The sequence below is a fragment of the Oceanicola sp. D3 genome (assembly GCF_006351965.1).
Taxonomy (GTDB): domain Bacteria; phylum Pseudomonadota; class Alphaproteobacteria; order Rhodobacterales; family Rhodobacteraceae; genus Vannielia.
Genome location: NZ_CP040932.1, coordinates 2,349,204 through 2,374,110 on the forward strand (window position 1 = coordinate 2,349,204; position 24,907 = coordinate 2,374,110).

Below are 24,907 nucleotides of genomic sequence, written 5' to 3' on the forward strand. Positions count from 1 at the left end.
CCTGCCCCACCTAAAATTGCGCCTTTCCCTCCTACGGCCCTTTTCCTAAAAGGCGCATGAGCATCAGGGGAGCCTCCATGACCGAACCCGCCATCACGCCCGAGTTGATCGAAGCCCACGGCCTGAAGCCCGACGAATACGAGCGCATCCTCGAAATCATCGGCCGCGAGCCCACCTTCACCGAGCTGGGCATCTTTTCTGCCATGTGGAACGAGCACTGTTCCTACAAGTCCTCCAAGCTCCATTTGCGCAAGTTGCCCACCGAGGGCCCGCAAGTCATATGCGGCCCCGGCGAAAATGCTGGCATCGTCGATATCGGTGATGGTCAATGCGTTGTCTTCAAGATGGAGAGCCACAACCACCCCTCCTACATCGAGCCCTACCAAGGCGCCGCCACCGGCGTTGGCGGCATCCTGCGCGATGTCTTCACCATGGGCGCCCGCCCCATCGCCGCGATGAACGCGCTGTCCTTCGGCGAGCCGTCCCACCCCAAAACCCGCCAGCTGGTCAACGGCGTGGTCGAGGGCATCGGCGGCTACGGCAACTGCTTCGGCGTGCCCACCGTGGGCGGCGAGGTCCGCTTCCACCCGGCCTACAACGGCAACTGCCTCGTCAACGCCTTCGCCGCTGGCCTCGCCGACACCGACGCCATCTTCTACTCTGCCGCCTCCGGCATCGGCATGCCCGTGGTCTACCTCGGCGCCAAAACCGGCCGCGATGGCGTCGGCGGCGCCACCATGGCCTCGGCAGAGTTTGACGACACCATCGAAGAGAAGCGCCCCACGGTGCAGGTCGGCGACCCCTTCACCGAGAAGCGCCTGATGGAAGCTACGCTGGAGCTGATGCAAACCGGCGCGGTGATCTCGATTCAAGACATGGGCGCCGCCGGCCTCACCTGCTCCGCCGTCGAGATGGGCGACAAGGGCGGCCTTGGCATCAAGCTCAACCTAGATGCCGTGCCTCAGCGCGAAACCAACATGACCGCTTATGAGATGATGCTCTCGGAAAGCCAGGAGCGCATGCTCATGGTGCTGAACCCCGAGAAAGAGGCCGAGGCCCGCGCCGTCTTCGAAAAATGGGATCTCGATTTCGCCATCGTCGGCGAAACCATTGCCGAAGACCGGTTCCGCGTGCTCCACGGCAACGAAACCAAGGCCGATCTGCCGCTGGCCACACTCTCCGGCTCCGCCCCCGAGTATGACCGCCCCTGGGTTGAAACGCCCCCGGCCGCCGAGATGGACCCGGTGCCGGAGATCGACGCCATCGACGGCCTCAAGAGCCTCCTCGCCTCCCCCAACTACGCCCACAAATCCTGGGTCTGGGAGCAATATGACACCATGGTCATGGCCGATACGGTCATCGCCCCCGGCGCGGGCTCCGGCGTGGTGCGCGTCCACGGCACCGAGAAGGCCCTCGCCTTCACCTCCGATGTCACCCCCCGCTACGTGAAGGCCAACCCCTACGAGGGCGGCAAGCAGGCGGTGGCCGAGGCCTATCGCAACCTCACCGCCAAGGGCGCCCTGCCGCTGGCAACGACTGACAACCTCAACTTCGGCAACCCCGAAAAGCCCGAGATCATGGGCCAGTTCGTCGGCGCGCTGAAGGGCATCGGCGAGGCCTGCGAGGCGCTGAACACCCCCATCGTCTCCGGCAACGTCTCGCTCTACAACGAGACCGATGGCCAAGGCATCCTGCCCACCCCCACCATCGGCGCTGTGGGCCTGCTCGACACGCTCGACCAGCTGATCGACGGCACCGCCCGTGCCGGCCACGTCGCCCTGCTGATTGGCCCCGAAGGTGCCCACCTCGGCCAATCCGCCCTGCTGGCCGAAGCCTTCAGCCGAGAAGATGGCGACGCCCCCCATGTCGACCTCGCCGCCGAAAAGCTGCACGGCGACTTCATCCGCGCAAATGTCGCCAACATCGACGCCTGCACCGACCTCGCCGATGGCGGCCTTGCCCTTGCCGCCTTCGAAATGGCCGAAGCCGCAGGCGTGGGCGTGCAGATCGACGCCGCCGGCAACGGCCCTCTCTTCGGCGAGGATCAGGCCCGCTACCTCATCGCCTGCTCCTTCGACAAGGCCGAGGCCCTCATGGTCGCTGCAGGCCAGGCAGGCGTACCGCTAACCACCGTCGGCAAGTTTGGCGGCGATACGGTAAGCCTCGGCGGCAGCTCCGCCCCGCTCTCAGAACTCTCCGAAACCTATCGCAGCACCTTCGCTGCAAGTTTCGCGTGACCGGCTCCATTTTCTTGCTGCAAATACTCCCGGGGGTGCGGGGGCAGCGCCCCCGCTCCGACGCATGAGCCAATTCCCAGACCTCACCCCCGATTGCTCCCGCTGCGCCGCGCTCTGCTGCATGGCGCTGGCCTTCGATGCGGGGGAAGATTTCGCCATCGACAAGCCCGCGGGCCTGCCCTGCCCCAAGCTGGAGCGCCACCTCTGCTCCATCTACGAAGACCTTGAAGAAGAGGGCTTTTCCGGTTGCGCCCGCTACACCTGCAACGGCGCGGGCCAGCGGGTGACGCAAGAGGTCTTTGCCGGAAAGAGCTGGCACGATGAGCCAGAGCTCGCCACCCCCATGTCCGAGGCCCTACGGCAGATGAAGTCGGTGCATGAGGCGCTCGAACTGCTCGCCATGGCCGAAAATCTCGGGCTGGAAGATGACGACGAAGAGGTCCGCGAGGCCCTCCTCACTGCGCTCACACCAGAAGAGGGCTTCACCCCCGAAACCCTCGCCGCCACCGGCGACACCCTCAAACGCGTGCCCGCCTTCCTCGCCACCCTGCGCGACTACATCTAAGGCCCGTAGGGTGGGCAATCTGCCCACCACCCCCTACATCCGCCGCAACACCTCGGCATATTCACCTGGCCCTGCGCCCAGAGTCAAACTCCAGCCCCGGCCTCACGGCACCACATCCGTAGGGTGGGCAATCTGCCCACCAAACCCCCTACATCCCGGGCACCGCCTCAATCAACCGCCGCAACCCCTCGGCAATATCCGCCTCGCCCCGCGCATAGGAAAACCGCAGCCACTTCGCCCCGCGCCCGGAGTCAAAATCCAGCCCCGGGGTCACGGCAACCCCTGTCTTTTCAAGGATCTGCTGCGAAAACTTCAAGCTGTCGTCGGTCATCTCCGACACATCCGCATAAACGTAAAACGCCCCATCCGGCGGCGCGAAACGGGTAAAGCCGGCCTTCGGCAACCCCTCCAGCATCGCCGCCCGGTTGCGGGCATAAACCGCCCGGTTTCCCTCCAGCTCCTCCTCGCAATCCAGCGCCGCGAGCGCCGCCACCTGCGCCACATGCGGCGGGCAGATAAACATGTTCTGCGCCAGCCGCTCATAGGTGCGAATGTCGGCCTCCGGCACCACCATCCAGCCCACCCGCCAGCCGGTCATCGAGAAATACTTGCTGAACGAATTGATCACCACAACATCGTCCGTCAACTCCAGCGCGCTCACTGCCCGGTCGCCATAATGCAGCCCGTGATAGATCTCGTCGCTCACAACCGAGGCCCCAACCTCCCCGGCCCGCTCCAGCAACGCCCCAAGCGCCGCGCGGTCCAGAATGGTCCCCGTCGGGTTCCCCGGCGAAGCAAGGATCAACCCCGCAAGCCCCTCCGGCACATCCTCCGGCGCAGGCTGCATCCGCGTCGCCAACCGCGCCTCAATCTCCACCGGCTGCAAGCTCAACGCCCGCAAGATCTGCCGATAGCTCGGATACCCCGGCGCCCCCAGCCCCACCTTCTCGCCCGCGTCGAACAGCGCCGTAAACGCCAACAGAAATGCCCCGGAAGAGCCCGTCGTCACGATCACCCGCTCCGGGTTCAGCTCCACGCCGTACCAACGCTTGTAAAGCGCCGCGATCCCGGCCCGCAGCTCCGGCAGCCCCAGCGCCACCGTGTAGCCCATCGGCCCGGCCTCCAGCGCCGCCGCCACCGCCGCCCGCGCGCCCGCGGGCGCTGGCGTGCCCGGCTGGCCCACCTCCATGTGGATCACCGAGCGCCCGGCCGCCTCTGCCGCCCGCGCCGCCTCCATCACGTCCATCACGATGAAGGGATCAACCTCGCTTCGTCTTGAAACCCGCATGCGCCTCTCCTTAACCTGCTGCCACCACTATCAAGCGGCGCCCTGCCGTCAATGCCGCGCCAGCTTGCGGCACAGCCCTAACCGTGCCACACCCGCGCACGACCGCTATCCAAAGGACGACGCCCATGTTCCGCGCCCCCCTTCTCGCCGCAACCCTCGCCCTCGCGGCGCTTCCCGCCGCCGCCTTCGACGCCTCCGCCATGACGGACGCCGAGCGCGAGGCTTTCCGCGCCGAGATCCGCGCCTACCTGCTCGACAACCCCGAGGTGCTGATGGAGGCCATCGGCGTGCTCGAAGAGCGGCAGGCCGCCGAGCAGGCGCAAGGCGATGTCGCCCTCGTGGCAAACCACGCCGACGCCCTGTTCAACGACGCCAATTCCTATGTCGGCGGCAATCCCGAGGGCGATATCACCATCGTCGAATTCATGGATTATCGCTGCGGCTACTGCAAAAAGGCCTTCCCCGAGGTCGAAAGCCTGATCGAGGCCGATGGCAACATCCGCTTCATCGTCAAGGAATTCCCCATTCTCGGCGAGCAATCCGTTGTCGCCTCCCGCTTTGCCATCGCCACGCTCCAGCAAGTCGGCCCCGAGGCCTACAAGGCCGTGCATGACGGGATGATGGAACTGCGCGGCGAATACACCGAAGCCACGCTGAGCGCGCTTGCCAAAGACGCAGGCTTCGACCCGGCCCCCGTGCTGGCCGCGATGGAGAGCGACGAGGTCAGCGCCGTCATCGCCGAAAACCACGCCCTCGCCCAAGCCATGCAAATCACCGGCACGCCCACCTTCGTGCTGCAAGACCAGATGCTGCGCGGCTACGTCCCGCTGCAAGCCATGATGGGCCTCGTGGCAGAGGCACGCGGCGCCAAGTAGGGTGGGCAATCTGCCCACCACGCGCTGAAGCTCCCGCAGCGGCGGGCACCCCGCCCGCCCTGCTTCGCTACTCTGCGGCCTCGGCCTTCGCTTCGATCTCCGCAGCCTTGGCCTCAACCTGCTCCACAATCTTCTCAACCATCTCGTCGTTGCTGATCTTGTGGTCCTGTTTCCCGGCCAGATACACCATTCCGTGCCCCGCACCGCCGCCGGTAAAGCCCACATCCGTCATCAGCGCCTCGCCGGGGCCATTCACCACGCAGCCGATGATGCTCAGGCTCATCGGCGTCTTGATGTGCTCCAGCCGCTTCTCCAGCGCTTCCACCGTCTTGATCACGTCAAACCCCTGCCGCGCGCAGCTCGGGCAGCTGATGATGTTGACCCCCCGGTGCCGCAGGCCCAGCGATTTCAAGATCTCATAGCCCACCTTCACCTCTTCCACCGGATCGGCAGAGAGGCTCACGCGGATCGTGTCGCCAATTCCCATCCACAGCAGGTTGCCGAGGCCAATCGCGCTCTTGATCGTGCCGCTGGTCAGCCCACCGGCCTCGGTGATGCCCAGGTGAATCGGCGCATCCGTGGCATCAGCCAACTGCTGGTAGGCCGCCGCGCTGAGGAACACGTCCGAGGCCTTGCAGCTGATCTTGAACTCATGAAAGTCGTTGTCCTGCAACAGCTTGATATGGTCGAACCCACTCTCCACCATCGCTTCCGGGCAGGGCTCGCGGTATTTCTCCAGCAGGTGCTTTTCGAGGCTCCCGGCATTCACCCCGATCCGGATCGAGCAGCCGTGGTCCTTGGCCGCCCGCACAACCTCCTTCACCCGCGCCGAATCCCCGATGTTGCCGGGGTTGATCCGCAGGCAGGCCGCGCCCGCCTCGGCGCTTTCCAGCGCCCGTTTGTAGTGAAAGTGAATATCCGCCACGATCGGCACCGGGCTTTCGCGCACGATCTCCTTCAGCGCCTTCGAGCTGGCCTCGTCGGGCACCGAAACCCGCACAATGTCGGCCCCCGCCTCGGCGCAGCGCAACACCTGCTCAATGGTCGCCTTGGCATCCGTCGTGGCGGTGTTGGTCATGGTCTGCACCGAAATCGGCGCACCGCCACCCACCGGCACATTGCCCACCATCACCTGCCGGCTCTCTCGCCGGTAGATGCTCCGCCACGGGCGCACTTCGTTGATCGACATGAAACCTCCGGCAACTGCTCGCGTCACGCCGAGAGATAGGCCGCGCCTGCCCTGCCGACAATGCGAGATTTCAGCGCGGGGGCTCCGCTGGCGCGGTTATTCCGAAACCAGCTGCCCGTTCTCGGCAACCATCACGCTTTGCAGCGCCGGATCGCGGCTGAGGTCGGCCACGGCAAGGCTCTCGGTCGCACCCTCTGCGCTGAGCGCGAAGTTCGAAACCACCTCACCCCGGCTGCCAATCGGCCCATAGGCCTGCCCACCGGCAACCACATAGATCGAGCCCGCATCGCCCGTGCGCAGCGTTGCCGCAACCTCGGCCTGCGGCAGGCTGTAGCGGTCGCCCGGCTGCATGATGCGCTCATAGATGGTGCTGCCGTCAGCGGCGCGCACCCGCACCCAGCTCGGGCGCACGGCCACAAGCTCCACCAGCGGCTGGCCATCAGCCGTCACCTTCGGCGCGCCAGCCACAATCGCCTCGGCGGCGGCGCGCAGCTCTTCGTAATTCTCCGGCGCATTCAAAGGCTTCTGCGGCGCTTCTGCCAGCACACGGGCCAGCGCCCCATCCGATCCGGCGTCGGCCACGGTAAAGCTGTCACGCAACGCGTCGCGGCGCAGTTCCAGCCCCGAAACCACATTACCCCGCGCACCAGCCGGGCCATATGTCTTGCCGTCCATCGCAAAGTAGACGGCCCCCGCCGCGCCCGTGCGCAGCACCGCCACATCATCGCCCTCAGGCACAATCCAGCGCTCGCCAGCGTTCAGGGTCTTCTCGAACAGGATGTTGCCCTCAGCGTCCTGCACCCTCACCCAGGCCGGAGCGGTGGCAACCAGTTCCAGCACATCGGCGCTCTCCACCACGGTGCCGTCATCGCGGCGCACCTCGCTGGTGCCGGCCACAAGCTCTGCGCCCCGCCCGGCTCCTAGCCCTGCTCCGGGCGCCAAGGCCCCCTGCGTGGCCGGGTCCAGCGCCGCAATCGGGCCATCGCGCGGGGTCATCACCGGCGTATCAAGCGCCTGCGGGCGATAGAGCCGGTCCAGCGCATCCGGGGTCGCGGCATCCACGCCAGCATATTCGGGCGCAGCGCTCTCAGGCATGGAGGGCGCAGCCAGCGGGTCCAGATCGGCCACAACACCGGGCGCCTCATCCACCGGGGCCACTGAAACGCGCTGCACCTGCTGCAACACGGCCCAGCCGCCATAGCCCACTGCACCAATCAGCGCGAGCAGCACCAGCGACGAGCCAATCGCGCCGGGCTCGATGCGCGAAAGCAGGCTGTCGCCACGCGGGGTGAAGGTCACATTCGGTTCGGCAAACGGGTCTCTCGCACCGGCCACCCGGGTAAGCGGGCGTGCCTTGGGCTTGCCAGCCCCATTGGGGCCGCCCCCCTTGAGCCGCGTCAGCATCCCGCCAAGCGCGCCCTCGGCGGCAGCGGTTGCCTCCTTGGAAACCTTGCTTACCTCGCCCTTGCGGCCGTTCTGCTCCAGCCCGGACAGGGTGGCAAAATCGGCCTCGCGGCAGAAGGTTTCAAAGGCCCATTCCGGGTCCAGCGCCAGATAGCGGGCGTAAGAGCGCACGTAACCGGCAATAAAGCCGGGGGTCTCAAAGGCACTCGGGTCAGAGTTCTCGATTGCGGCAATGTAGGTGGCCTTGATCTTCAGCTCGCGCTGCACGTCCAACAGGCTCTTGCCCATGGTCGCTCGCTCGCCGCGCATGATATCGCCGAGCCTCAGATCGAAATCATCAAAACCCTTCGGCGGCGCTTCCTCCGCATCCGGCTTTGGCGTCCTGCGCCTTATCATGTGGCCTGCCCCGTGCGCATTTCCATATGTATCCCCAAGACCTATGGCGATTCGTGCGCTACACGCCAAGATCACGTACAGATTACCATGATGCTAACAGTGATGCACTTGCAGATGCGATTACCAGAGGCTTCTTGCCGATGAGTAAAGACCCATCGGCTAGGAACTCTGCAAATGTCTTAAAACTTAAGCGCCGCTCAGGCGGAGAGTTCCTGCCGGTTCAGCTCACAGTGGTTCCAGAGCCCGTCCATCGCCTTCACCAGCCCGTCGATCATCTTGGGCCCATGCACCGGCGAGGGGGTAAACCGCAACCGCTCCGTGCCGCGCGGCACGGTCGGATAGTTGATCGGCTGCACGTAAACCCCGTAGTCCTCCAGCAGCATATCCGAGATCATCTTGGTATGCTTCGGGTCGCCCACGATCACCGGCACAATATGGCTGCCGTGGTCGATAATCGGCAGGCCAAGCGCCTTCAGGCGGGTCTTCAGAATGCGCGCGTTGGTCTGGTGCTGCTCGCGGATCGTGCTGTCGCTCTTCAAATGCGCCACCGAGGCCGCAGCCCCCGCAGCCACCACCGGCGGCAAGCTGGTGGTGAAGATGAAGCCCGGCGCGTAAGACCTTACCGCATCACAGATTTTCTCGCTGGCGGCGATGTAGCCACCATGCACGCCAAAGGCCTTGCCCAGCGTGCCGTTGATCATATCGAGCCGGTCCATCAGCCCGTCCCGCTCCGCCACGCCGCCGCCGCGCGGGCCATACATGCCCACCGCGTGCACCTCATCAAGATAGGTCAGCGCGCCAAACTCGTCGGCCAGATCGCAGATCTCCTTGATCGGGCCAAAATCGCCGTCCATCGAATAGATCGACTCGAAGGCGATCAGCTTCGGCGTGGCCGGATCGTCGGCGGCCAGAAGCTCCCGCAGGTGCTCCACGTCATTGTGCCGGAACACACGCTTGGCCCCGCCGTTGCGGCGAATGCCCTCGATCATCGAGGCGTGGTTCAGCTCGTCGGAGTAGATGATGAGGCCGGGCAGCAGCTTGGGCAGCGTGCTCAGCGTGGCGTCATTGGCAATATAGGCCGAGGTAAACAGCAGCGCCGCTTCCTTGCCATGCAGGTCGGCCAGCTCCGCCTCGAGCCGCTTGTGATAAACCGTGGTGCCGGAAATGTTGCGCGTCCCGCCCGACCCTGCGCCCGTGGCCTCCAGCGCCTCATGCATCGCCTCAAGCACCACCGGGTGCTGGCCCATGCCCAAGTAATCGTTGCCGCACCACACCGTGATCTCCTGCTCGGAGCCATCGGGCTTCATCCAGACCGCATGCGGAAAGTGCCCCTTGCGGCGCTCGATATCGATGAAAGTCCGGTAACGGCCTTCCTCGTGCAGCTTTTCCAGCGCGGTATCAATGCTTTGCAGGCTATCCGCCTTGGAGCTCATAGGGCATGTCACGGGGCGCGTCCTCTTCTTGTCCGCTCTGCGTGTCTGAAGTTATTAACAGAGCGATGTTCCTACGGGAACACATACCTCCTGCGGTATTTTGGCACTTTGATCCAGATCACGTGAATTTCACGGCCCATGCACGCTTCTGCGTGAATTGCCCCCGCTGGACACCCGCCCAGCCAGTGCTACCCTCCGCCGAAACCAAGGAGGCCCAATGTCTGTCGATCCCGTCCTCGCCCGTATCGATTCGTCCCTGCCCGACGCGCTCGAGCGCCTGATGGAGCTGCTCCGCATCCCCTCCATCTCTACCGATCCCGCCTATAAGGCCGACTGCGCCCGCGCCGCCGACTGGCTGGTGGAAGACCTGAAATCGCTCGGCTTCGAGGCCTCCGCCCGTGAAACACCGGGCCACCCCATGGTCGTCGCCCACGGCGGCCCGGATGAAGGCCCCCACCTCCTATTCTACGGCCACTATGATGTGCAGCCCGTCGACCCGCTCGACCTTTGGCACCGCGCCCCCTTCGACCCCGAAGTGCAAGACACGCCCAAAGGCCGCGTCATCCGCGCCCGCGGCGCTTCCGATGACAAAGGCCAGCTGATGACCTTCGTCGAAGCCCTCCGCGCCTGGGTCGCCGAGCACGGGGCACTCCCCTGCAAGCTCACCATCTTCTTTGAAGGCGAGGAGGAGTCCGGCTCCCCTTCCCTCATCCCCTTCATGAAGGAGCACGCCGAAGAGCTGCAGGCCGACATCGCCCTGATCTGCGACACAGGCCTCTTCGCTGATACCGTGCCCGCGATCATCACCCAGCTGCGCGGCCTTCTGGGCGAAGAGCTCACCATCACCGGCCCCAGCAAAGACCTGCACTCCGGCATGTATGGCGGTGCCGCGATGAACCCGATCCGCGTGCTCACAAAAATACTCGCCGCGCTGCACGACGACGAAGGCCGCATCACCGTGCCGCACTTCTACGACGGCGTCCCCGAGATCGGCGACAACCTGAAGAAAAGCTGGCAAGCCCTCGGCTTTGATGAAAAATCCTTCCTTGGAGACGTCGGCCTCTCCGAACTCGCAGGCGAAAAGGGCCGCATGGCGCTAGAGCAGCTCTGGTCCCGCCCCACCTGCGAGATCAACGGGATCACCGGCGGCTACACCGGCGATGGCTTCAAAACCGTCCTGCCCTCCAAGGCCTCCGCCAAGGTCAGCTTCCGCCTCGTCGGCGAGCAAGACCCGCTGGCCATCCGCGAGAACTTCCGCAAGATGGTGCAGGATATGCTGCCGCCCGATTGCGAGGTCGAGTTTCACCCCCACGGCGCTGGCCCCGCAGGCCACATGAACACCAGCCACGCCGCCTTCGAGCCCGCCCGCCAAGCCCTCACCGAAGAATATGGCCGCGAAGCCGCCTATGTTGGCTGCGGCGGCTCCATCCCCATCGCCGGCTACTTCAAGAGCATCCTCGACATGGACGCCATGCTCATCGGTTTCGGCAAGGACGACGATGCGATCCACTCCCCCAATGAGAAGTACGACGTGGAGAGTTTCCACAAAGGCACCCGAAGCTGGGCCCGCATCTTGGCGGCACTCACCAACGGCTGATCCCACCCCCCGTCATCCTCGGGCCTGACCCGAGGACCTCTCTCCACCAGCCCCACCGTCACCCTCGGGCTTGACCCGAGGGTCTCCCTCCGCAAGAGATCCTCGGGTCAAGCCCGAGGATGACAGCACCATGACCTTCACCGCCCACACCACTGAAATCGACGGCCTCTCCATCGCCTATGAAACTGGCGGTGCCCCCACCGGCCTCCCCCTCCTCTTCCTCCACGGCTTCCCGCAAACCCGCGCCATGTGGCACCCCATCGCGCCCGCCTTCGCCGACAACCACCCCATCGTGCTGGCCGACCTCCCCGGCTACGGCGCCTCCGCCAAGCCGCAAGACCTCACCCCCTATTCCTTCCGCGAAATGGCCCGCCGCCTCACCGGCCTCATGTCCCACCTCGGCCACGAACGGTTCGCCGTCATCTCCCACGATCGCGGCGCCCGCGTCACCCACCGCATGGCGCTCGACCACCCCGACCGCCTCGCGGCCGTCACACTGATGGACATCGTCCCAACCCACACCCTCCTCACCGACCTCCAGCTCAAGGTCGCCCAAAGCTACTACCACTGGTTCTTCCTCGCCCAGCCGGAGCCCTTCCCCGAATCCCTCATCGCCCCCGATCCGAACGCCTATTACGAATCCTGCCTCCTCGGCTGGGGCGCCGCCAAGATCACCGATTTCCACGAAAGCCAACTCGCCGCCTACCGCGCCGCATGGGCCAATCCCGAGACCCGCCGCGCCATGTGCAACGACTACCGCAGCACCCTCACCCTCGATCTGGCTGACGACACCGCCGATCTCGGCGCCCGCATCCAATGCCCCGCGCAAATCCTCTACGGCGCCTCCGGTGCCATGGCCAAGCTCTACGACGTCCCCGAAACTTGGGCCCCCAAAAACACCACCATGACCCACGCAGCCATCCCCGGCGGCCACTTCTTCCCCGACACCGCCCCGGACGAGACCACCAAAGCCCTCAAGGCCTTTCTCGACACCCTCTGACGCCCGCCATACGCCATTAACCCTAACCCCTGTTAAGGTTAACGCACCCACAAAGCCCCGACTCCCGCCCCATTTTCTTGCTGCAAATATTCCGGGGGGTGTGGGGGGCTGGCCCCCCACTAAAGCGCGTGGTGTGGGGGGCCAGCCCTCACCAAAAATCGCGATCTGGCTGCCGGCCCGCACCCCCCGCCAACAGCAAAACGCCCGCCAAAAGCGGACGCACTCAATCACAAAACCAATGGAAAAAAGTGGCGCGGTTGACGGGGCTCGAACCCGCGACCTCCGGCGTGACAGGCCGGCACTCTAACCAGCTGAGCTACAACCGCGCATGGGCCTGAAAAGGCAAATACAGCGTGGCGCGGTTGACGGGGCTCGAACCCGCGACCTCCGGCGTGACAGGCCGGCACTCTAACCAACTGAGCTACAACCGCGCAGCGCTGTAGGGGGCCTTCTAAGCGGGCGGCAAAGCCTCGTCAAGCGGCCAATCGCGCCCAATTAGTATTTGAACGTTCTCGTCTCTTCGAGGTCCGAAACCATCAGTTCCTCCACCTTCGCAAGCTTGTCGATCAGATAGGTCAGATTGCCCGCGCTCACATCATGGGTGGCGGTGGTCGTCACCTCCTGCCCCTCCACCTCGTTGCGCACCCGAGTCTCCAGCACCAGCAGCTGCGCCTTGGTGTAAATCACCTTCATCACATCCCATGCCGCATCGCCCGAAAAGCCCAGCACCGGCGCGCCGGGGGCCGATTCTGCCTCTGGCCTCAGCGGCCAGCGCTGCCCGGTCTCCGGCAGCAGCAGCTCCATCTCCATCTCCATGCGCCCGGCCTCCACATCGGCGCCCACCATCTCCCAAAGCGCGGCATTCACCACACCATCGGCGGGAAAGGCCATCACCCGAATCCCGGTAAATTGCAGCGCGTCGTCAAAAAAGCGCACCAGAAACAGCCCCTTGCCCGCTGCCAGATCGACCCGGCACACATAGCCGCCACCGCTGCGCCGCGCGCAATCGGCAACCGGGCGGGCCGCGCCCTCCTCGCTCTTGAACTTCAAAAAATAGGTAATTCGCCCCTCGGTATAGGTCACATGTTCCTGCGTCTCGCTCCCACCCGGCAAAAACTCCGCCCAATATTGCGCCACCTTGCCATCCCGCAGGCCGCGCACGCATTGCACCTCACCGCCAAAAGCACCGGGCCAGGCCTCCAGCCGATGCACCACATCCGCCGCCGCCCCTTCCGTCGCGCCTTCAAGGTAAATCGGCGCGTCACAGGGCGGGCTGTCCTGCGCAGCCACCGGCCCGGCCAAAAGCGCCACGCCACAGACCAATACAAACGGTCTGACCATCCTGTCCCTCGCTGAAATCACTCAACTATTGCGGCCGAAGGCTAAGCGACGCAGGGGCAAGCTGTCCAGCCAGCAGCGGGCAATCGCAGGGGTTGCGAGCGAGGGCCGCCCCACAATCTGAGGTTTTGACAAAACTGCCTTCCGTAGGGTTAACTACACTCGCACCCTCTCCGCTGGCGCAATTTTGCCTGCCCCGCCACCTGCCCGCGCCGAGACGGTCCGCCAGCACCGCAGCCACAGGGAGGGCTCCACCATGCCGGGCAACATCAACATCGGCGTCACATGGCGCCGCGATGGCCGCAACGCGGCCCACCGTGGCGATCTCGCGGTGTTCGACCATATCGCCCTGCGGCGCGATATCGAAACCTTCACCCTCGCCTGGGACGAGGCCGACACCGCCGATGACGTGCGCCTCGGCGAGTTGGCCAACATGCACCTGCTGGTGGTGCCCGGCGGCCCCCACGCCAATGACACCCAGATCCCCACCGTCAAAACCAACGGAAGGGGCCGCCCCGTCACCCAGGCAAAAGACAATGTGGCCAAGGGCAACGCCGCGGCCTATGCAAGCCAGCGCGCACAGTCCGAACTTGACTTGATAGAGAAGGCCCGCGTCCTCGGCATGCCCATCCTCGCGCTCTGCGGCGGTTCTTGGCGGCTGGTCGAAAACTACGGCGGCTCCACCATCGAGCTGGCCGCCCTCGGGCGCGATGGCAAGATCATGCAGGCCGGGGCCAGCTCCGGCAACCGCACCCGCCACGCCGGGCCGATGAACCGGGTCGAAACCCAGTTCAAACACCCGCTGGAAACCCGCCCCGGCAGCCTGCTCGAAGACGCCACAGGCCGCACCAAGGCCCGCGCCGATCTGAAGCCCGGGCAAAAATTGCCCGAGATGCACGCCAATTCAGTCCATTGGGCCGCCGTCCGCACCCGCAGCATGGGCACCCGTCCCGATCTGCAAGAACAACCCTACGAAGTTGCACCCAACAACATGCTCAACATGAGCGCCCGCGATCCGAGCGCGCTTAAAACCAGCGAAGCAGTCGAAAGCGCCCATGGCGCGCCGGTCATCGGCGCCCAATGGCATCCGGAATATCAACTGCCCACCGGCGCGGATGATGAAGAGCACCCAACTTCCCGTGCCGCCAACCTCAGGCTGATCCAATACATGATCGAGGCGGCATCCGCCTATAAGGTCCACCGCGAAACCGTCGAGCTTCTGATCAAGCGCCACAAGCGCAAGACGCCAATCGGCAACGCTTCCGCCGTGCGCTGGCGCGGCGCGCCCGTTCACACCAGCGCCACCCCTGGCCGTCCCGCACGCCCCGCCAGCATCCCGAGGCACAAGGAAGACACCGAAAACCCGGCCTGGAAGTCACGCTCCGAACTCCTCGTCAGAGCCTACCTGTACAACCTCGGTCGGAAGGAAAACCTCTACCTCACCCCCGACGAAATGCTCAACCTCGCCCTCGGCGCCCCGCTCCCCGCCTTCCGCCTGAAGCAGCTACGCCACGGCGCCCCGATCGCCGCATTCCTCGAGAAGAACGTTTGGGCGGGCAAATATCTGAAAGCCGAAGACAAGAGAACGGTGCTGAACACATGGCCCAGAGATGCCCCCGAGGAAGGGCCCGAAGAGCTGTAGCAGCGCTCCCTGAAGTGCCGCAGAATCCTCGCCCCGGCGGTCCGCGACGGCCCGGTTGCGTCGACCGAAACTTGACGCCCGGACCGGGCCCATCGTTTCGGCGGGACGTGAAGCTGTGGCGGGTCGTGACGGGCTCGAACCGCCGCCCCAGTGTGCCGCAAAGCGGCATGCGTCGGTCGGCCCCTCTGCCGGGCACCCCAGTGGCGTCAGCGTGAAACAGAAAGAATGGTGGGTCGTGACGGGCTCGAACCGCCGACATCTTCGGTGTAAACGAAGCGCTCTACCAACTGAGCTAACGACCCATTGCGCAGCGGATTACCCCGCCACGGCCCTGCCCCGCAAGCCCTAGATGAGCCCGGCCCCAAATTGGGCCCTGTGGCAGAGAAAAGCCCCGGGCATTCTTCACGCCCGAGGCCTCCAAACTGGTGGGTGATAAGAGATTTGAACTCCTGACATCTTCGATGTGAACGAAGCGCTCTACCACTGAGCTAATCACCCGTGGGGGGCGATTTAGCCGTTGTCGTCGCTCTCTGCAAGAGGCTTCTGGGCAGTTTTTCGGCGCAGCTTCAGCATCACCATCTCGCCGTTGGGCACGTCCTTGCGCTTGTGAATCATCAGCTTGCCCAGCTCCGGAAGCTGCAGGTTGGAGCCTTCCCCGATGATCCGGTTCACCTCTTGCAGCGTGGCCTCCACCACGGGCTTCACATCCTTGCGCTTCAGGCCCGTCGCCTCGACGACCCGCGCAACCAGCTCCACCTTCTTCACGATCCCTTCGGCCACAACCGGCTCGGCGGGGGTAACAACGGTGATTTCCGGCTTCGGCGCGGGCTCCACCAGTTTCACCGCGGGCGGCGTCGCCTTGACTGCGGTCTTGCTGGCCGCCGCGGTCGATTTGCTGGCGCTGCTGCTCTTGCTGCGGCTCCGGCTGGTCGAGGTGGATTTTCTGGTCGATGTGCTCTTGCTGCTTCCGGTGTTCTTGCGGGTTCCGGCCATCTTCGCCTCTCTTTTTATGCTGCTGCTCTTGCGCCCAACCTAACAGGCTGTCGACGTCGTGCAATCGCCCTCTTGACCTCAACCATACTTGAGAGCGCAGATTGCCCCACATGAGCACGCAAACCCCCTCCCTCCTCGCCGCCGGCACCCGTGGCCCGGTGCTGGCCATCTCCGCCGGAATTGGCATGCACGCCTTCAACGACATGGCCATCACCGCCTCCATCCCCGTGGCGATGGAGGCGCTCTCCGCGCTGCCGATGCTGCCGCTGGTCTACGCGATGTTCTTCATCGGCGTGGTCGCAGGCGGCGTCACCTCGGCAGAGATCCGGGCCCGCCTCGGGGCGCGGGCCACAGCGCTCGGCGCGGCGGCCTGTTTTCTGGCCGGAACGGCGCTCACCGCCCTTGCCTGGAGCGGGCCGGCCTTCGTGCTTGGGCGGGCCTTGCAGGGGTTCTCCGATGGGGTGATCGCCGCGCTCTGCTATTCACTGATCCCCCAACTCTTCGCTGCTACCATCGTTGCTCGCGTCTTCGCGGTAGAGGCCACAGTCTGGGCGCTCGCGGCTGCGCTCGGCCCGCTGACGGGCGGCTATGCCACCGAGCACCTCGGCTGGCCCATCGCCATGCTCACCGGCCTGCCACTGGCGCTCACCTTTCTTGCGGCGGCGTCCCTGATCCTGCCGGGCCGGGCCGCCGATAGCTTCGTCATCAAGCGCCGCACACCCTTGCGCCCCGTCGCCCTCTGCCTTGCCGGGGCCGCCGTGCTGGCGCTCCCCTCTGCCCTGCCCGCCTCGCCCGCTGCCGCGCTTGGCCTGCCTGCTGGCCTCGCGCTCATCGCCGCCGCCCTCGTCATCGACCGTCGCCCGCGGCGCCGGGGCGGAACGCGCTTCTTCCCGTCCGAGGCCTTCACCCTCTCCCCCATCGGCGCAGGAACCTGGCTGGTGTTCCTGATGCCAGTGGCGCAAAGCGTCTCGTCGATCTTCACCGCCCTATGCGCCCGCGCCATCTTCGGCCTCTCCACCGTTCTGACAGGTTGGGTGGTTGTAACAATGGCGCTCAACTGGAGCCTCTGGGCCATGGTCGCAGGCCGCCTGCCCGCTCACCACCGCCAAGCCGCCCTGCGCTTCGCCCCGGCGCTGCAAGTGGCGGGCGCGGCCTGCGTTGGTGCGGGCTTCGTCACCGCCACCCTGCCGCTGGTCCTGCTCGGCCAATCGCTCTCGGGCGCCGCCTTCGGCTTTTCATGGGGCCCCGCCAACCAGCTCATCATGGAGGCCGCCCCCGAGGCCGAGCGCGCCCGCACCGCCTCTTTCATGCCCACGGTGCAAACCCTCGGCTACGCCACTGGCGCAGGTCTCTTCGGATGGATCGCGGCGGTGAGCGGCCTTGTCCCGGCGCTCGATAGCGGCTCAACCACCACGCCCCTCACCGCGCTCTGGGGCACCGCCGTGCTGCTGGCCCTCGCAGCGCTGCTGGCAGCCCGAAGGCTCTATGCCCGCAGCCCGCTGCCCGCCTAATCGGCCAGAGTCACCTTTATCCCCGCCGCCGCCAGTGCCGGGCCGAGATCGCGCGCATAGGTCGAGCTTGTCACCGGCCCCGCCACCCGTGCGAGGATCTTGCCCTCCCCGTCGATCAAAAAGGTCTCCGGCACGCCATAGGCGCCCCAGGCAAAGCCGCTGCGCCCCTCAACATCCGCACCAATGGCGGCATAGGGGTTGCCCAGCTCGGCCAGAAAATCCGCCGCCTTTTCCGGGTCATCCTTGAAGTTGATCCCATAAATCGGCACGCCCGCCTCGGCGAGTTTTACAAGGTTCGGGTGCTCCACCCGGCACGGCGCGCACCAGCTGGCCCAAAAGTTCACCAGCTTCACCCCCTCGCTCTCAAGCATCTCGCGGGTAAAAACCGGCTCGCCGGCCAAGGGCTCCAGCTTCAGCTCCGGCGCGGTGCGGCCAATAAAGGTCGAGGGCAGCTCATTCTGCCCCTCGCGCCCGTTGCCCCACCAAAAAGCCAGCCCGATCAGAAGGATCACCCCGAAGGGCACAAAATAAAGCGGTTTCATTTCCGGCTCTCTTCCATCTGCCGCAGCCGCGCACGCACCTTCGCCCCACGCCTGATGGTAACAACGAGCAACCCCACCAAAATGGCGATCGAGCCAGCATAGGCGATCAACACCTCAGCCGCATATTTTCCCAACTCAGGCATCTGCCATCCGCGCCCGCGCCTCCAGCGCCTTGATCCGCCGGGCGCGAATTTCGGTGCGCGTGCCCATCAGCACCAGCGCCAGAAACAGCAGGAAAAATCCCGCCATCGAAACGAAGAGCGGCAGCGCATAGACGTTGCTCACCTTCTCCTCCGTGTCGCTGCCCGTCACCGCGCCCGCCCGCAGCACCGAAGCACCCTGATGCAGGCCCTGATTCCAGAAGTTCACCGCATAGCGGCTCAGGATCGCAAAGACAGAGCCAACAAGGCAAAGCACCGAGGTGAGGTCGGCCGCCGTGTCCGGGTCGTCGATTGCCGCCCAAAGCGCCATGTAACCGAGATAGAACAGGAACAGGATCAAAAAGGACGTCAGCCGCGGATCCCACGCCCACCATGTCCCCCACATCGGCTGGCCCCAAACGGCACCTGTGAACAGCGCAATCAACGTCATCGCCACGCCCACCGGGGCCGCCGCCTTCGCCGCCAGCGCGCTCACATGATGGCGGCGGACGACCCAGATCAGCGAGGCCACCAGCATCATCGCCCATGCGTTGATCGCCATCATCGCGGCAGGCACATGGATGAAGATGATCTTCACCGTCGCGCCCTGCTTGTAGTCCTCCGGCGTCGCAAAGAACCCCCAGCCAAGCCCAACCAGCGTGACCACAGCAGCCAACACGGCGCAGGCGGGCAGAATCCGCCCGCTCGTCGCCATGAATTTCACCGGATTTGCATATTCCCAAATCGACATGCCGCGCACCCTAGGCTCCGCCTTGGTCAGGCTCAATACACATACCCCGGAGCCCCTCAGCGCAGGTTGATACGTATTGCCGCAGCCGCCGCAAAAGGCAGCAGCGCCACCGCGCCCGCCGTCAGCCCGCCCAGCAACGCCAGCGGCGTGCCCACGGCCAGCCCGTCAACGCCCCGCCGCGCCACCTCGGCGCCAAAGATCAGCACCGGCACGTAAAGCGGCAGCACGATCAGGCTCAACAGCAAACCGCCCCGCTTCAGCCCCACGGTCAGTGCCGCACCAAAGCAGCCGATGACAGAAAGCGCAGGCGTGCCCACCGCCAGCGAGATCGTCAGCCACAAAAATCCCGGCCCCGGCAGGTGCAACAGAACCCCCAGCACCGGCGCGGCCAGCACCAGTGGCAGCCCCGTGGTCAGCCAATGCGCCAGCGCCTTTACCGACACCGCACCTTCCATCGGCACCGGCGCAGTCGCCAGCAGTTCCAGCGAGCCATCCTCGTAATCCAGCGCAAAGATCCGGTCGAGCGAGAGCAAACAGGCCAGCAAAGCCCCCAACCACAACACCCCGGCCGCGATCTCCCCCAGCACTTCGGGCTGAGGGCCTACGGCAAAGGGCACCAGCGTGACGACGATCAGGAAGAAGGCCAAGGCCAGCCCAAAGCCGCCCCCGGCCCGCACCGCCAGCCGCAAATCCCGGATCAGCAAGGCCTTCACCGCCCCGCTCCATTTTCTTGCTGAAAATACTCAATCCCGCGTCCGGCCCCGTCCACTACGGCTGCGGCGCGCGCCCCCGCGAAGACGCCTCGAAGGGCGGATGAGCCCGCCCCGCTCACAGGAACGCCTCGTCAAACCCGCCCGGCGCGGCCCGCTCCACAGCCTTGAACGCGCCCAGCTCCAACACCCGCGCCTCCTCCAGCCCCAGCGAAATATGCGTCGCAATCACCGCCGCGCCGCCCGCTGCGACATGGTCTCGCACCACGCCCGCGAACAGCTCAACAGAGGCCGTATCGAGCGAAACCGTCGGCTCGTCCAGCAGCCACAGGCTGCGCCCGGTCACCAAGAGCCGCGCCAGCCCCAGCCGCCGCTTCTGCCCGGCACTCAGGCTCCCGGCCATCCGCTCCGCAAGGCCCGCAAGGTTCATCCGTTCCAGCGCATCGCTCAGCCCCTGCCCGTGCAACTCCGCCCAGAAGCTCAGGTTCTCGCGCACGCTCAGCGTTGCCTTCAGCCCGTCCGCATGGGCGGCATAACCCGCGCCCTCACTCTCCACCCGGCCCTCCAGCGGCTCCGCCAGCCCGGCCAGCACCCGCAGCAGGCTCGTCTTGCCCACCCCGTTCGGCCCGCGCAGCACCAGCACCTCGCCGGGTGACACTTCAAACGTCAGCCCCTCCAGCACCGGCACCCCGCCGCGTGACACGGCCAAGCCCTCTGTGGCCAATAGGCTCAAACGCCACCCACCGGAATCAGCGCCGCCGCCACCCGGCGGCCTTCGCTCAGCAGCACGTTGTAGCTGCGTGCCGCCGTGGGCGAGGCCATCACATCCAGCCCCTGCCCAGTCAGTTCCACCGCCTCGCGCAGCGCGCGCGGCACCGGGGCAATCTCGCTACCCATGCCCAGAAACAGCACATCGACCTTGCCAGCCATCTCCACCAGCGCCGCCGCATCGTCCAGCCCGGCCCAGTCGTGCAACCCGCCCGGGCCAATCAGTACCGGCCCCTGCACCACCTGCCCGCCAACACGCCAAAATCCGGGCCCGTAGCCCTCCACCGGCATCTCGCCTCTGAACTCAACCTCATGTATCCGCATGTGCCCTTAATCTCCAAAGATCGGCAGCCCCGCAAGGGCAGAGGCGATGAAGACGGCAAAGGCCACCGCGCGATAAAGCCGCGCCTTCTCCGGATCAAACAGCGCCTGCCCCGCAAGATTGCCCGCCACGTAGGCCGGGATCAGCAATATCCCAAGCGCAAGCCCGCCGCCCTCCAGCACGCCCCGAATGGCAAAGACCACCCCCAGCATCGCCACGAAAAGCAGCATGAACAGCAGCGTCGTCGCCCGCACCCGCTCGGGCCGGTATTGCCCGCCCAGATAGGCCAGCACCACCGGCGGCCCCGGCATGCCAACGAAGCCACCCAAAAAGCCCGAGGCCGCGCCAACGCCCGCCAAGCCCTTCGGGCCAAGCTCAATATGGTGCCGCCAGCCCGAAATGAGCAGCGCCACCAGCGCCAGCGACAGGCCCGAAACGCCCCAGCGAAATACCGCAGGGTCCGAGGCCGTCAGCGCAAAGGTGCCCAAGGGCAGCGTCACCACGCAGCCCAGCAGCATCCACCCCAAGTCACGCCCCCGCACATCGCGGATCGCCCGGGGCAACACCGGGGCGGAGCCCGCCACATCCACCGAGATAACAGCCGCCAGCACCCAGAGCGGCGGCAGAAAGAGCGAGGCCAGCGGAATGAAGACCATGCCCGTGCCAAACCCTGCAAAGCCGCGCACCAGCCCGGCCAGCCCGATGATCGCCATCAGCCACCAGAAGCCCTCCGTGGCCCAGGCCTGCTGAAACGCCTCAACCATGCGCAGCGTGGGTAAATCCCACCACCCCAAATGCCATCACAACGCCACCTCCCTCACCACAGCGGCAGGCTCATCGCCACCGCAAGTCCAATCAGCCCATAGGCCACCCGCCGATAGAGCCGCTCCATCTCGGGCCGAAACAGCGCCTGCCCGCACAACGCGCCCAGTGCATATACCGGCACCACCAGCAGCGCGAGCCACAGCGCCTCCACCCGGATCAGCCCCTGCAACCAAAGCATCGGCAGCAGCAACATCGAGAGCAGCGTCAGGAAAGAGATCGTCGAGGCCCGCACCTCCACCGCGCTGCCCTGCCCGGAGAGCTTGAACAAGATCATCACCGGCCCGGTCAGCCCCGTCGCGCCGCCAAGCGCCCCCGAGGCCGCGCCCACGCCGATCAACGCGCGCGGCGTGTCCGATGTCTTGCGCCGCCAGCCTGCAACAAGCGCGCAAAGCGTCAGCGCCGCCACCGCGCAAATGCCCCAGCGCATCACCTCCGGGTCCGCCACCTTCAGCAGCCACACGCCGAGCGGCAGGCCAATCAGCGATGCAACCAGCAGCAGCCCGGTGTCCCGCGTGTCGGCCAGCTTCAGCGCGCGCGGCAAAACCGTCACCACGCTCGCGAGCCCCATGCAGGCCTCCAGCGTCACCGCCTCTACCGGGCCAACCCGTGCGGCGGCCACCGGCATGAAGATCAGCGCCGCGCCAAAGCCCGCAAAGCCATAGGCCAGCCCCGCCGCGCCCGCTGCCGCCAGCACCCAGACAATCCCAGGCACCGCCAAAGCAGCGGCAAGCGCCTCAGGCATCCGATGTAGAAAACTGCGTGCCCCCCGGCCCGTCGCTCGGCTTGCTCCAATCGCGCTTGGTGCCCAGCATCAGCACCACGTTCTTGGCCACGTAGACCGAAGAATAGGTGCCCACGACCACGCCCCAAGTGATGGCAAAAACAAAGCCCCGGATCACGTCCCCGCCCAGCACCAGCAGCGCAATCAGCGCAATCAGCGTGGTGCCAGAGGTCATCACCGTCCGGCTCAGGGTCTCGTTGACGGATAGGTTCATCACGTCCTGCAAGGCCATCTTCTTGTACTTAATCAGGTTCTCCCGAACCCGGTCGAAGATCACCACAGTGTCGTTGATCGAATAGCCAACAATCGTCAGCAGCGCCGCAATCGTGGCCAGATCAAACCGGATCTGCAGCACCGCAAAGAGGCCAATGGTCAGCAGCACGTCATGGAACAGCGCAACCACCGCGCCAAGGCTGAACTGCCACTCGAACCGCAGCCAGATATACACCATGATCGCCCCAAGCGCGGCCAGCACCGCCAGCACCGCACTCTGCACCAACTCGCCACTCACCTTGGGGCCAACGCTCTCCACCGAGGTAAACCGAATGCTCTCGTCCAGCCCCTTCAGCGCCGCCTCGACATTGGCCACCATCTCATTGCCCGCGCTCTCTTCGCCCTCTTGGGCCTGAATGCGCAGCATGGCCACGTGCTGATCGGCGTCGAACGTCGGGTCAAACACCTCGCTGATCGCCACATCACCCAGCTCCAGCGGGGCCAGCGCATCGCGGTAGGCGGCCACATCCACCTCCTGCGTGCTCTCGGTGCGGATCGTGGTGCCGCCCCGGAAGTCGATGCCAAAGTTCAGCCCCATGGCAAACCACGCCACCAGCGAAAGCACCATCAGCACCATCGAGGCCCCAAAGGTGACCTTCCGGGCGCGGAAGAAGTTGATGTTGGTTTCCTGCGGTACAAGTCTCAAGCGCATCGGTTCACACCTCGATCGTCTTGGGCCGCGCCCGTTCAAACCACGTCACAATCAGCAGACGGGTCACATAGATCGCCGTGAACACCGAGGTGATGATCCCCAGCGCCAGCGTCACCGAAAAGCCCCGCACCGGGCCCGAGCCGAGCACGAACAGGATCGCGGCCGTGATGAAGGTGGTGATATTGGCGTCGATAATCGCACTCAGCGCCTTCTCATAGCCCAGCGAAATCGCCCGGCTCGGCCCCTTGGCCGTTTTCAACTCCTCGCGGATCCGCTCGAACACCAGCACATTGGCGTCCACCGCCATCCCGATGGTCAGCACGATCCCGGCAATACCGGGCAAGGTCAGCGTCGCGCCGATGGTGCTGAGCAGGCCGAAGATCAGGCCCACGTTGATGAGCAGCGCGATATTGGCGAAAATCCCGAACAGCCCATAGCTGAGCGCCATGAACACGAGCACTGCGGCAAAGGCCACCAGACAGGCAATCGCACCGGCGCGGATGCTGTCCGCCCCAAGCTCGGGGCCAATCGTGCGCTCCTGCAAAAAGTCCATGCCCGCCGGCAGAGCCCCCGCGCGGAGCAGCACCGCAAGGTCACTGCTCTCCTGCACCGAGAAGTTGCCCGAGATAATGCCGGTGCCGCCCGGAATATGCTGGCGGATAACCGGGGCGCTGATCACCTCGCCGTCCAGCACAATGGCAAAGGGGCTACCCACGTTCTCGGCGGTGTAATCGCCAAACTTGCGCGCCCCGCTGGCGTTGAACCGGAAGTTCACCGCTGGCTGGCCGTTCTGGTCAAAGTCCGGCTGCGCGTCCACCAACTCCTCGCCACTCACCACCGGGCTTTCTTCCAGTACGTAGTAAACGCCCTCTTCCGAGGGGTCGGCACTGGGCAGGGTAATGGTGCGGCCCGAGGCGTCGGCATCGGGGCTGGAAACACGCTGCACCACCGGATGGAAGGTCAGCTTCGCGGTGGTGCCGATCAGGTCTTTCAACTCCTGCGCCGAGCCGATCCCCGGCACCTGAATGATGATCCGGTCGCTGCCTTGGCGCTGAATGGTCGGCTCACGGGTGCCCACCTCATCCACCCGGCGGCGGATGATCTCAAGGCTCTGCTGCACCGTCCGCTGATCGCTCAGCTCGCGCTCGGCCTCGCTGAGCTGCACCACCAGCACGTCACCATTGGCGCTCACCTCAATGTCGGTCGCCCCCGGATAGGAGAGCGAAACAACCTGCCGGGCCAGCCCGCGCACCGTCTCCATGGCAGAGGCCATCTGGTCGGCGTTCTGAATGCGAACCTGCAACTGGTCTTCCGGCCCGTCGACGCGCCGAATGGTGCCAATCGTGGCACGCTCATCGCGCAGCGCATCGCGCACCTCCGGCCACATCGCCGTCATCCGCTCGGCATAAACCTCTTCCACCCGCACACGGCCCAGCAAATGCGCGCCGCCCCGCAGGTCGAGCCCGAGGTTGACGAGGTTGTTGGGCAACAGTCCCGGCCATGTGGCGGCATCCGCCTCCAGCTCAGGCGTGGCGCCCGTGGCCTCGATGGCCGCCACCGCGTCATTGTGGCTCTCCACACGCGAGTAAAAGGCGTTGGGCATTGCCGCCAGCAGCCCTGCGGCCACCAGCAGCCAGATCACAAGCCGGTTGAAAAAGGTTATCTGAAGCATTGC

The 24,907-nt window shown here is 65.5% G+C and carries 24 protein-coding genes and 4 tRNA genes; 8 read left to right on the forward strand and 20 right to left on the reverse strand.

Translation table 11 applies throughout. From position 1 onward, the window contains the following. Window positions 1-77: 77 nt before the first annotated feature. Both purL and FHY55_RS11880 read left to right on the forward strand, forming a co-directional pair. Window positions 78-2,237 (forward strand): phosphoribosylformylglycinamidine synthase subunit PurL, encoded by a 2,160-nt coding sequence (purL, locus tag FHY55_RS11875; RefSeq protein WP_140014396.1) that lies wholly within the window; start codon window positions 78-80, stop codon window positions 2,235-2,237. Between the two features lie 64 nt (window positions 2,238-2,301). Beyond that, entirely contained in the window at window positions 2,302-2,802 is a 501-nt protein-coding gene (locus FHY55_RS11880; protein ID WP_140014397.1) for a hypothetical protein, read from the forward strand. A gap of 148 nt (window positions 2,803-2,950) precedes the next feature. On the opposite strand, the gene FHY55_RS11885 is transcribed toward FHY55_RS11880, so the two are convergent. Continuing rightward, the gene (locus FHY55_RS11885; protein ID WP_140014398.1) at window positions 2,951-4,090 is read right to left on the reverse strand and encodes a pyridoxal phosphate-dependent aminotransferase; all 1,140 of its coding nucleotides are present in this window, start codon (window positions 4,088-4,090) and stop codon (window positions 2,951-2,953) included. Window positions 4,091-4,215: 125 nt separating this feature from the next. On the opposite strand from FHY55_RS11885, the gene FHY55_RS11890 reads away from it, so the two are divergent. Then, window positions 4,216-4,965, forward strand: a complete 750-nt coding sequence (locus FHY55_RS11890) for a DsbA family protein (RefSeq protein WP_140014399.1) — start codon at window positions 4,216-4,218, stop codon at window positions 4,963-4,965. Window positions 4,966-5,032: 67 nt separating this feature from the next. Here FHY55_RS11890 and ispG read toward each other — a convergent pair whose 3' ends face one another. The 3 genes from ispG to hemA form a co-directional block, all read right to left on the reverse strand. Beyond that, a complete protein-coding gene (gene ispG / locus FHY55_RS11895; protein ID WP_140014400.1) occupies window positions 5,033-6,154 on the reverse strand; it encodes a flavodoxin-dependent (E)-4-hydroxy-3-methylbut-2-enyl-diphosphate synthase in 1,122 nt (373 codons plus the stop codon). Window positions 6,155-6,250: 96 nt separating this feature from the next. After that, window positions 6,251-7,954, reverse strand: coding sequence for a helix-turn-helix domain-containing protein (locus FHY55_RS11900; RefSeq protein WP_140014401.1), 1,704 nt, complete (start codon window positions 7,952-7,954; stop codon window positions 6,251-6,253). Between the two features lie 197 nt (window positions 7,955-8,151). After that, the gene (gene hemA, locus FHY55_RS11905; protein WP_140014402.1) at window positions 8,152-9,387 is read right to left on the reverse strand and encodes a 5-aminolevulinate synthase; all 1,236 of its coding nucleotides are present in this window, start codon (window positions 9,385-9,387) and stop codon (window positions 8,152-8,154) included. Between the two features lie 217 nt (window positions 9,388-9,604). On the opposite strand from hemA, the gene FHY55_RS11910 reads away from it, so the two are divergent. Continuing rightward, a complete protein-coding gene (locus FHY55_RS11910; RefSeq protein WP_140014403.1) occupies window positions 9,605-10,984 on the forward strand; it encodes a dipeptidase in 1,380 nt (459 codons plus the stop codon). 130 nt (window positions 10,985-11,114) lie between these two features. Then, window positions 11,115-11,984, forward strand: a complete 870-nt coding sequence (locus tag FHY55_RS11915; protein WP_140014404.1) for an alpha/beta fold hydrolase — start codon at window positions 11,115-11,117, stop codon at window positions 11,982-11,984. 249 nt (window positions 11,985-12,233) lie between these two features. On the opposite strand, the gene FHY55_RS11920 is transcribed toward FHY55_RS11915, so the two are convergent. From FHY55_RS11920 to FHY55_RS11930, 3 genes are all read right to left on the reverse strand, one after another. After that, window positions 12,234-12,310: transfer RNA gene (locus FHY55_RS11920), tRNA-Asp, on the reverse strand. Window positions 12,311-12,338: 28 nt separating this feature from the next. Continuing rightward, window positions 12,339-12,415, reverse strand: a tRNA-Asp gene (locus tag FHY55_RS11925). Window positions 12,416-12,479: 64 nt separating this feature from the next. Further along, window positions 12,480-13,325 (reverse strand): hypothetical protein, encoded by an 846-nt coding sequence (locus FHY55_RS11930; RefSeq protein ID WP_140014405.1) that lies wholly within the window; start codon window positions 13,323-13,325, stop codon window positions 12,480-12,482. 253 nt (window positions 13,326-13,578) lie between these two features. Here FHY55_RS11930 and FHY55_RS11935 point away from each other — a divergent pair, with 253 nt between their 5' ends. After that, complete coding sequence (locus FHY55_RS11935) at window positions 13,579-14,964, forward strand: gamma-glutamyl-gamma-aminobutyrate hydrolase family protein (protein ID WP_140014406.1); 1,386 nt, start codon at window positions 13,579-13,581, stop codon at window positions 14,962-14,964. A gap of 226 nt (window positions 14,965-15,190) precedes the next feature. On the opposite strand, the gene FHY55_RS11940 is transcribed toward FHY55_RS11935, so the two are convergent. The 3 genes from FHY55_RS11940 to FHY55_RS11950 all read right to left on the reverse strand — a co-directional run bounded on the left by FHY55_RS11940 (window position 15,191) and on the right by FHY55_RS11950 (window position 15,807). Beyond that, a tRNA-Val gene (locus tag FHY55_RS11940) sits at window positions 15,191-15,266 on the reverse strand. Between the two features lie 121 nt (window positions 15,267-15,387). Further along, window positions 15,388-15,462: transfer RNA gene (locus FHY55_RS11945), tRNA-Val, on the reverse strand. A 12-nt stretch (window positions 15,463-15,474) separates the two neighbouring features. Continuing rightward, on the reverse strand, window positions 15,475-15,807 hold the full coding sequence (locus FHY55_RS11950) for an HU family DNA-binding protein (protein WP_168222988.1): 333 nt from the start codon (window positions 15,805-15,807) through the stop codon (window positions 15,475-15,477). A gap of 16 nt (window positions 15,808-15,823) precedes the next feature. On the opposite strand from FHY55_RS11950, the gene FHY55_RS20525 reads away from it, so the two are divergent. Together FHY55_RS20525 and FHY55_RS11955 are read left to right on the forward strand one after the other, a co-directional pair. Then, window positions 15,824-16,000 carry a hypothetical protein gene (locus FHY55_RS20525; protein WP_168222989.1) on the forward strand — a complete coding sequence of 59 codons (177 nt, stop codon included), beginning with the start codon at window positions 15,824-15,826 and terminating at the stop codon, window positions 15,998-16,000. A gap of 67 nt (window positions 16,001-16,067) precedes the next feature. Continuing rightward, window positions 16,068-17,468: an MFS transporter gene (locus FHY55_RS11955; protein WP_140014408.1), complete on the forward strand. Its 1,401-nt coding sequence runs from the start codon at window positions 16,068-16,070 to the stop codon at window positions 17,466-17,468. On the opposite strand, the gene FHY55_RS11960 is transcribed toward FHY55_RS11955, so the two are convergent. The 10 genes from FHY55_RS11960 to secD all read right to left on the reverse strand — a co-directional run bounded on the left by FHY55_RS11960 (window position 17,465) and on the right by secD (window position 24,904). Then, the gene (locus tag FHY55_RS11960; RefSeq protein WP_140014409.1) at window positions 17,465-18,010 is read right to left on the reverse strand and encodes a DsbE family thiol:disulfide interchange protein; all 546 of its coding nucleotides are present in this window, start codon (window positions 18,008-18,010) and stop codon (window positions 17,465-17,467) included. The two genes, FHY55_RS11955 and FHY55_RS11960, sit on opposite strands and share 4 nt — an antisense overlap. Beyond that, window positions 18,007-18,153 (reverse strand): heme exporter protein CcmD, encoded by a 147-nt coding sequence (ccmD, locus tag FHY55_RS11965; protein WP_140014410.1) that lies wholly within the window; start codon window positions 18,151-18,153, stop codon window positions 18,007-18,009. Before ccmD ends, FHY55_RS11960 begins: the two co-directional genes overlap by 4 nt. After that, entirely contained in the window at window positions 18,146-18,901 is a 756-nt protein-coding gene (locus FHY55_RS11970) for a heme ABC transporter permease (protein ID WP_140014411.1), read from the reverse strand. The genes ccmD and FHY55_RS11970 overlap by 8 nt, the downstream gene beginning before the upstream one ends. 56 nt (window positions 18,902-18,957) lie before the next feature. Then, window positions 18,958-19,614: a heme exporter protein CcmB gene (gene ccmB, locus FHY55_RS11975; RefSeq protein ID WP_140014412.1), complete on the reverse strand. Its 657-nt coding sequence runs from the start codon at window positions 19,612-19,614 to the stop codon at window positions 18,958-18,960. 115 nt (window positions 19,615-19,729) lie between these two features. Beyond that, a complete protein-coding gene (gene ccmA, locus FHY55_RS11980) occupies window positions 19,730-20,344 on the reverse strand; it encodes a heme ABC exporter ATP-binding protein CcmA (protein WP_140014413.1) in 615 nt (204 codons plus the stop codon). Further along, window positions 20,341-20,703, reverse strand: coding sequence for an Mth938-like domain-containing protein (locus FHY55_RS11985; RefSeq protein WP_140014414.1), 363 nt, complete (start codon window positions 20,701-20,703; stop codon window positions 20,341-20,343). Before FHY55_RS11985 ends, ccmA begins: the two co-directional genes overlap by 4 nt. A 6-nt stretch (window positions 20,704-20,709) precedes the next feature. After that, window positions 20,710-21,465: a sulfite exporter TauE/SafE family protein gene (locus FHY55_RS11990; protein WP_140014415.1), complete on the reverse strand. Its 756-nt coding sequence runs from the start codon at window positions 21,463-21,465 to the stop codon at window positions 20,710-20,712. A gap of 53 nt (window positions 21,466-21,518) precedes the next feature. After that, a complete protein-coding gene (locus FHY55_RS11995; RefSeq protein ID WP_140014416.1) occupies window positions 21,519-22,268 on the reverse strand; it encodes a TSUP family transporter in 750 nt (249 codons plus the stop codon). After that, window positions 22,261-23,232: a protein translocase subunit SecF gene (gene secF, locus FHY55_RS12000; protein ID WP_140014417.1), complete on the reverse strand. Its 972-nt coding sequence runs from the start codon at window positions 23,230-23,232 to the stop codon at window positions 22,261-22,263. Before secF ends, FHY55_RS11995 begins: the two co-directional genes overlap by 8 nt. Window positions 23,233-23,236: 4 nt before the next feature. Continuing rightward, window positions 23,237-24,904 (reverse strand): protein translocase subunit SecD, encoded by a 1,668-nt coding sequence (gene secD, locus FHY55_RS12005; protein WP_140014418.1) that lies wholly within the window; start codon window positions 24,902-24,904, stop codon window positions 23,237-23,239. Window positions 24,905-24,907 lie beyond the last annotated feature (3 nt).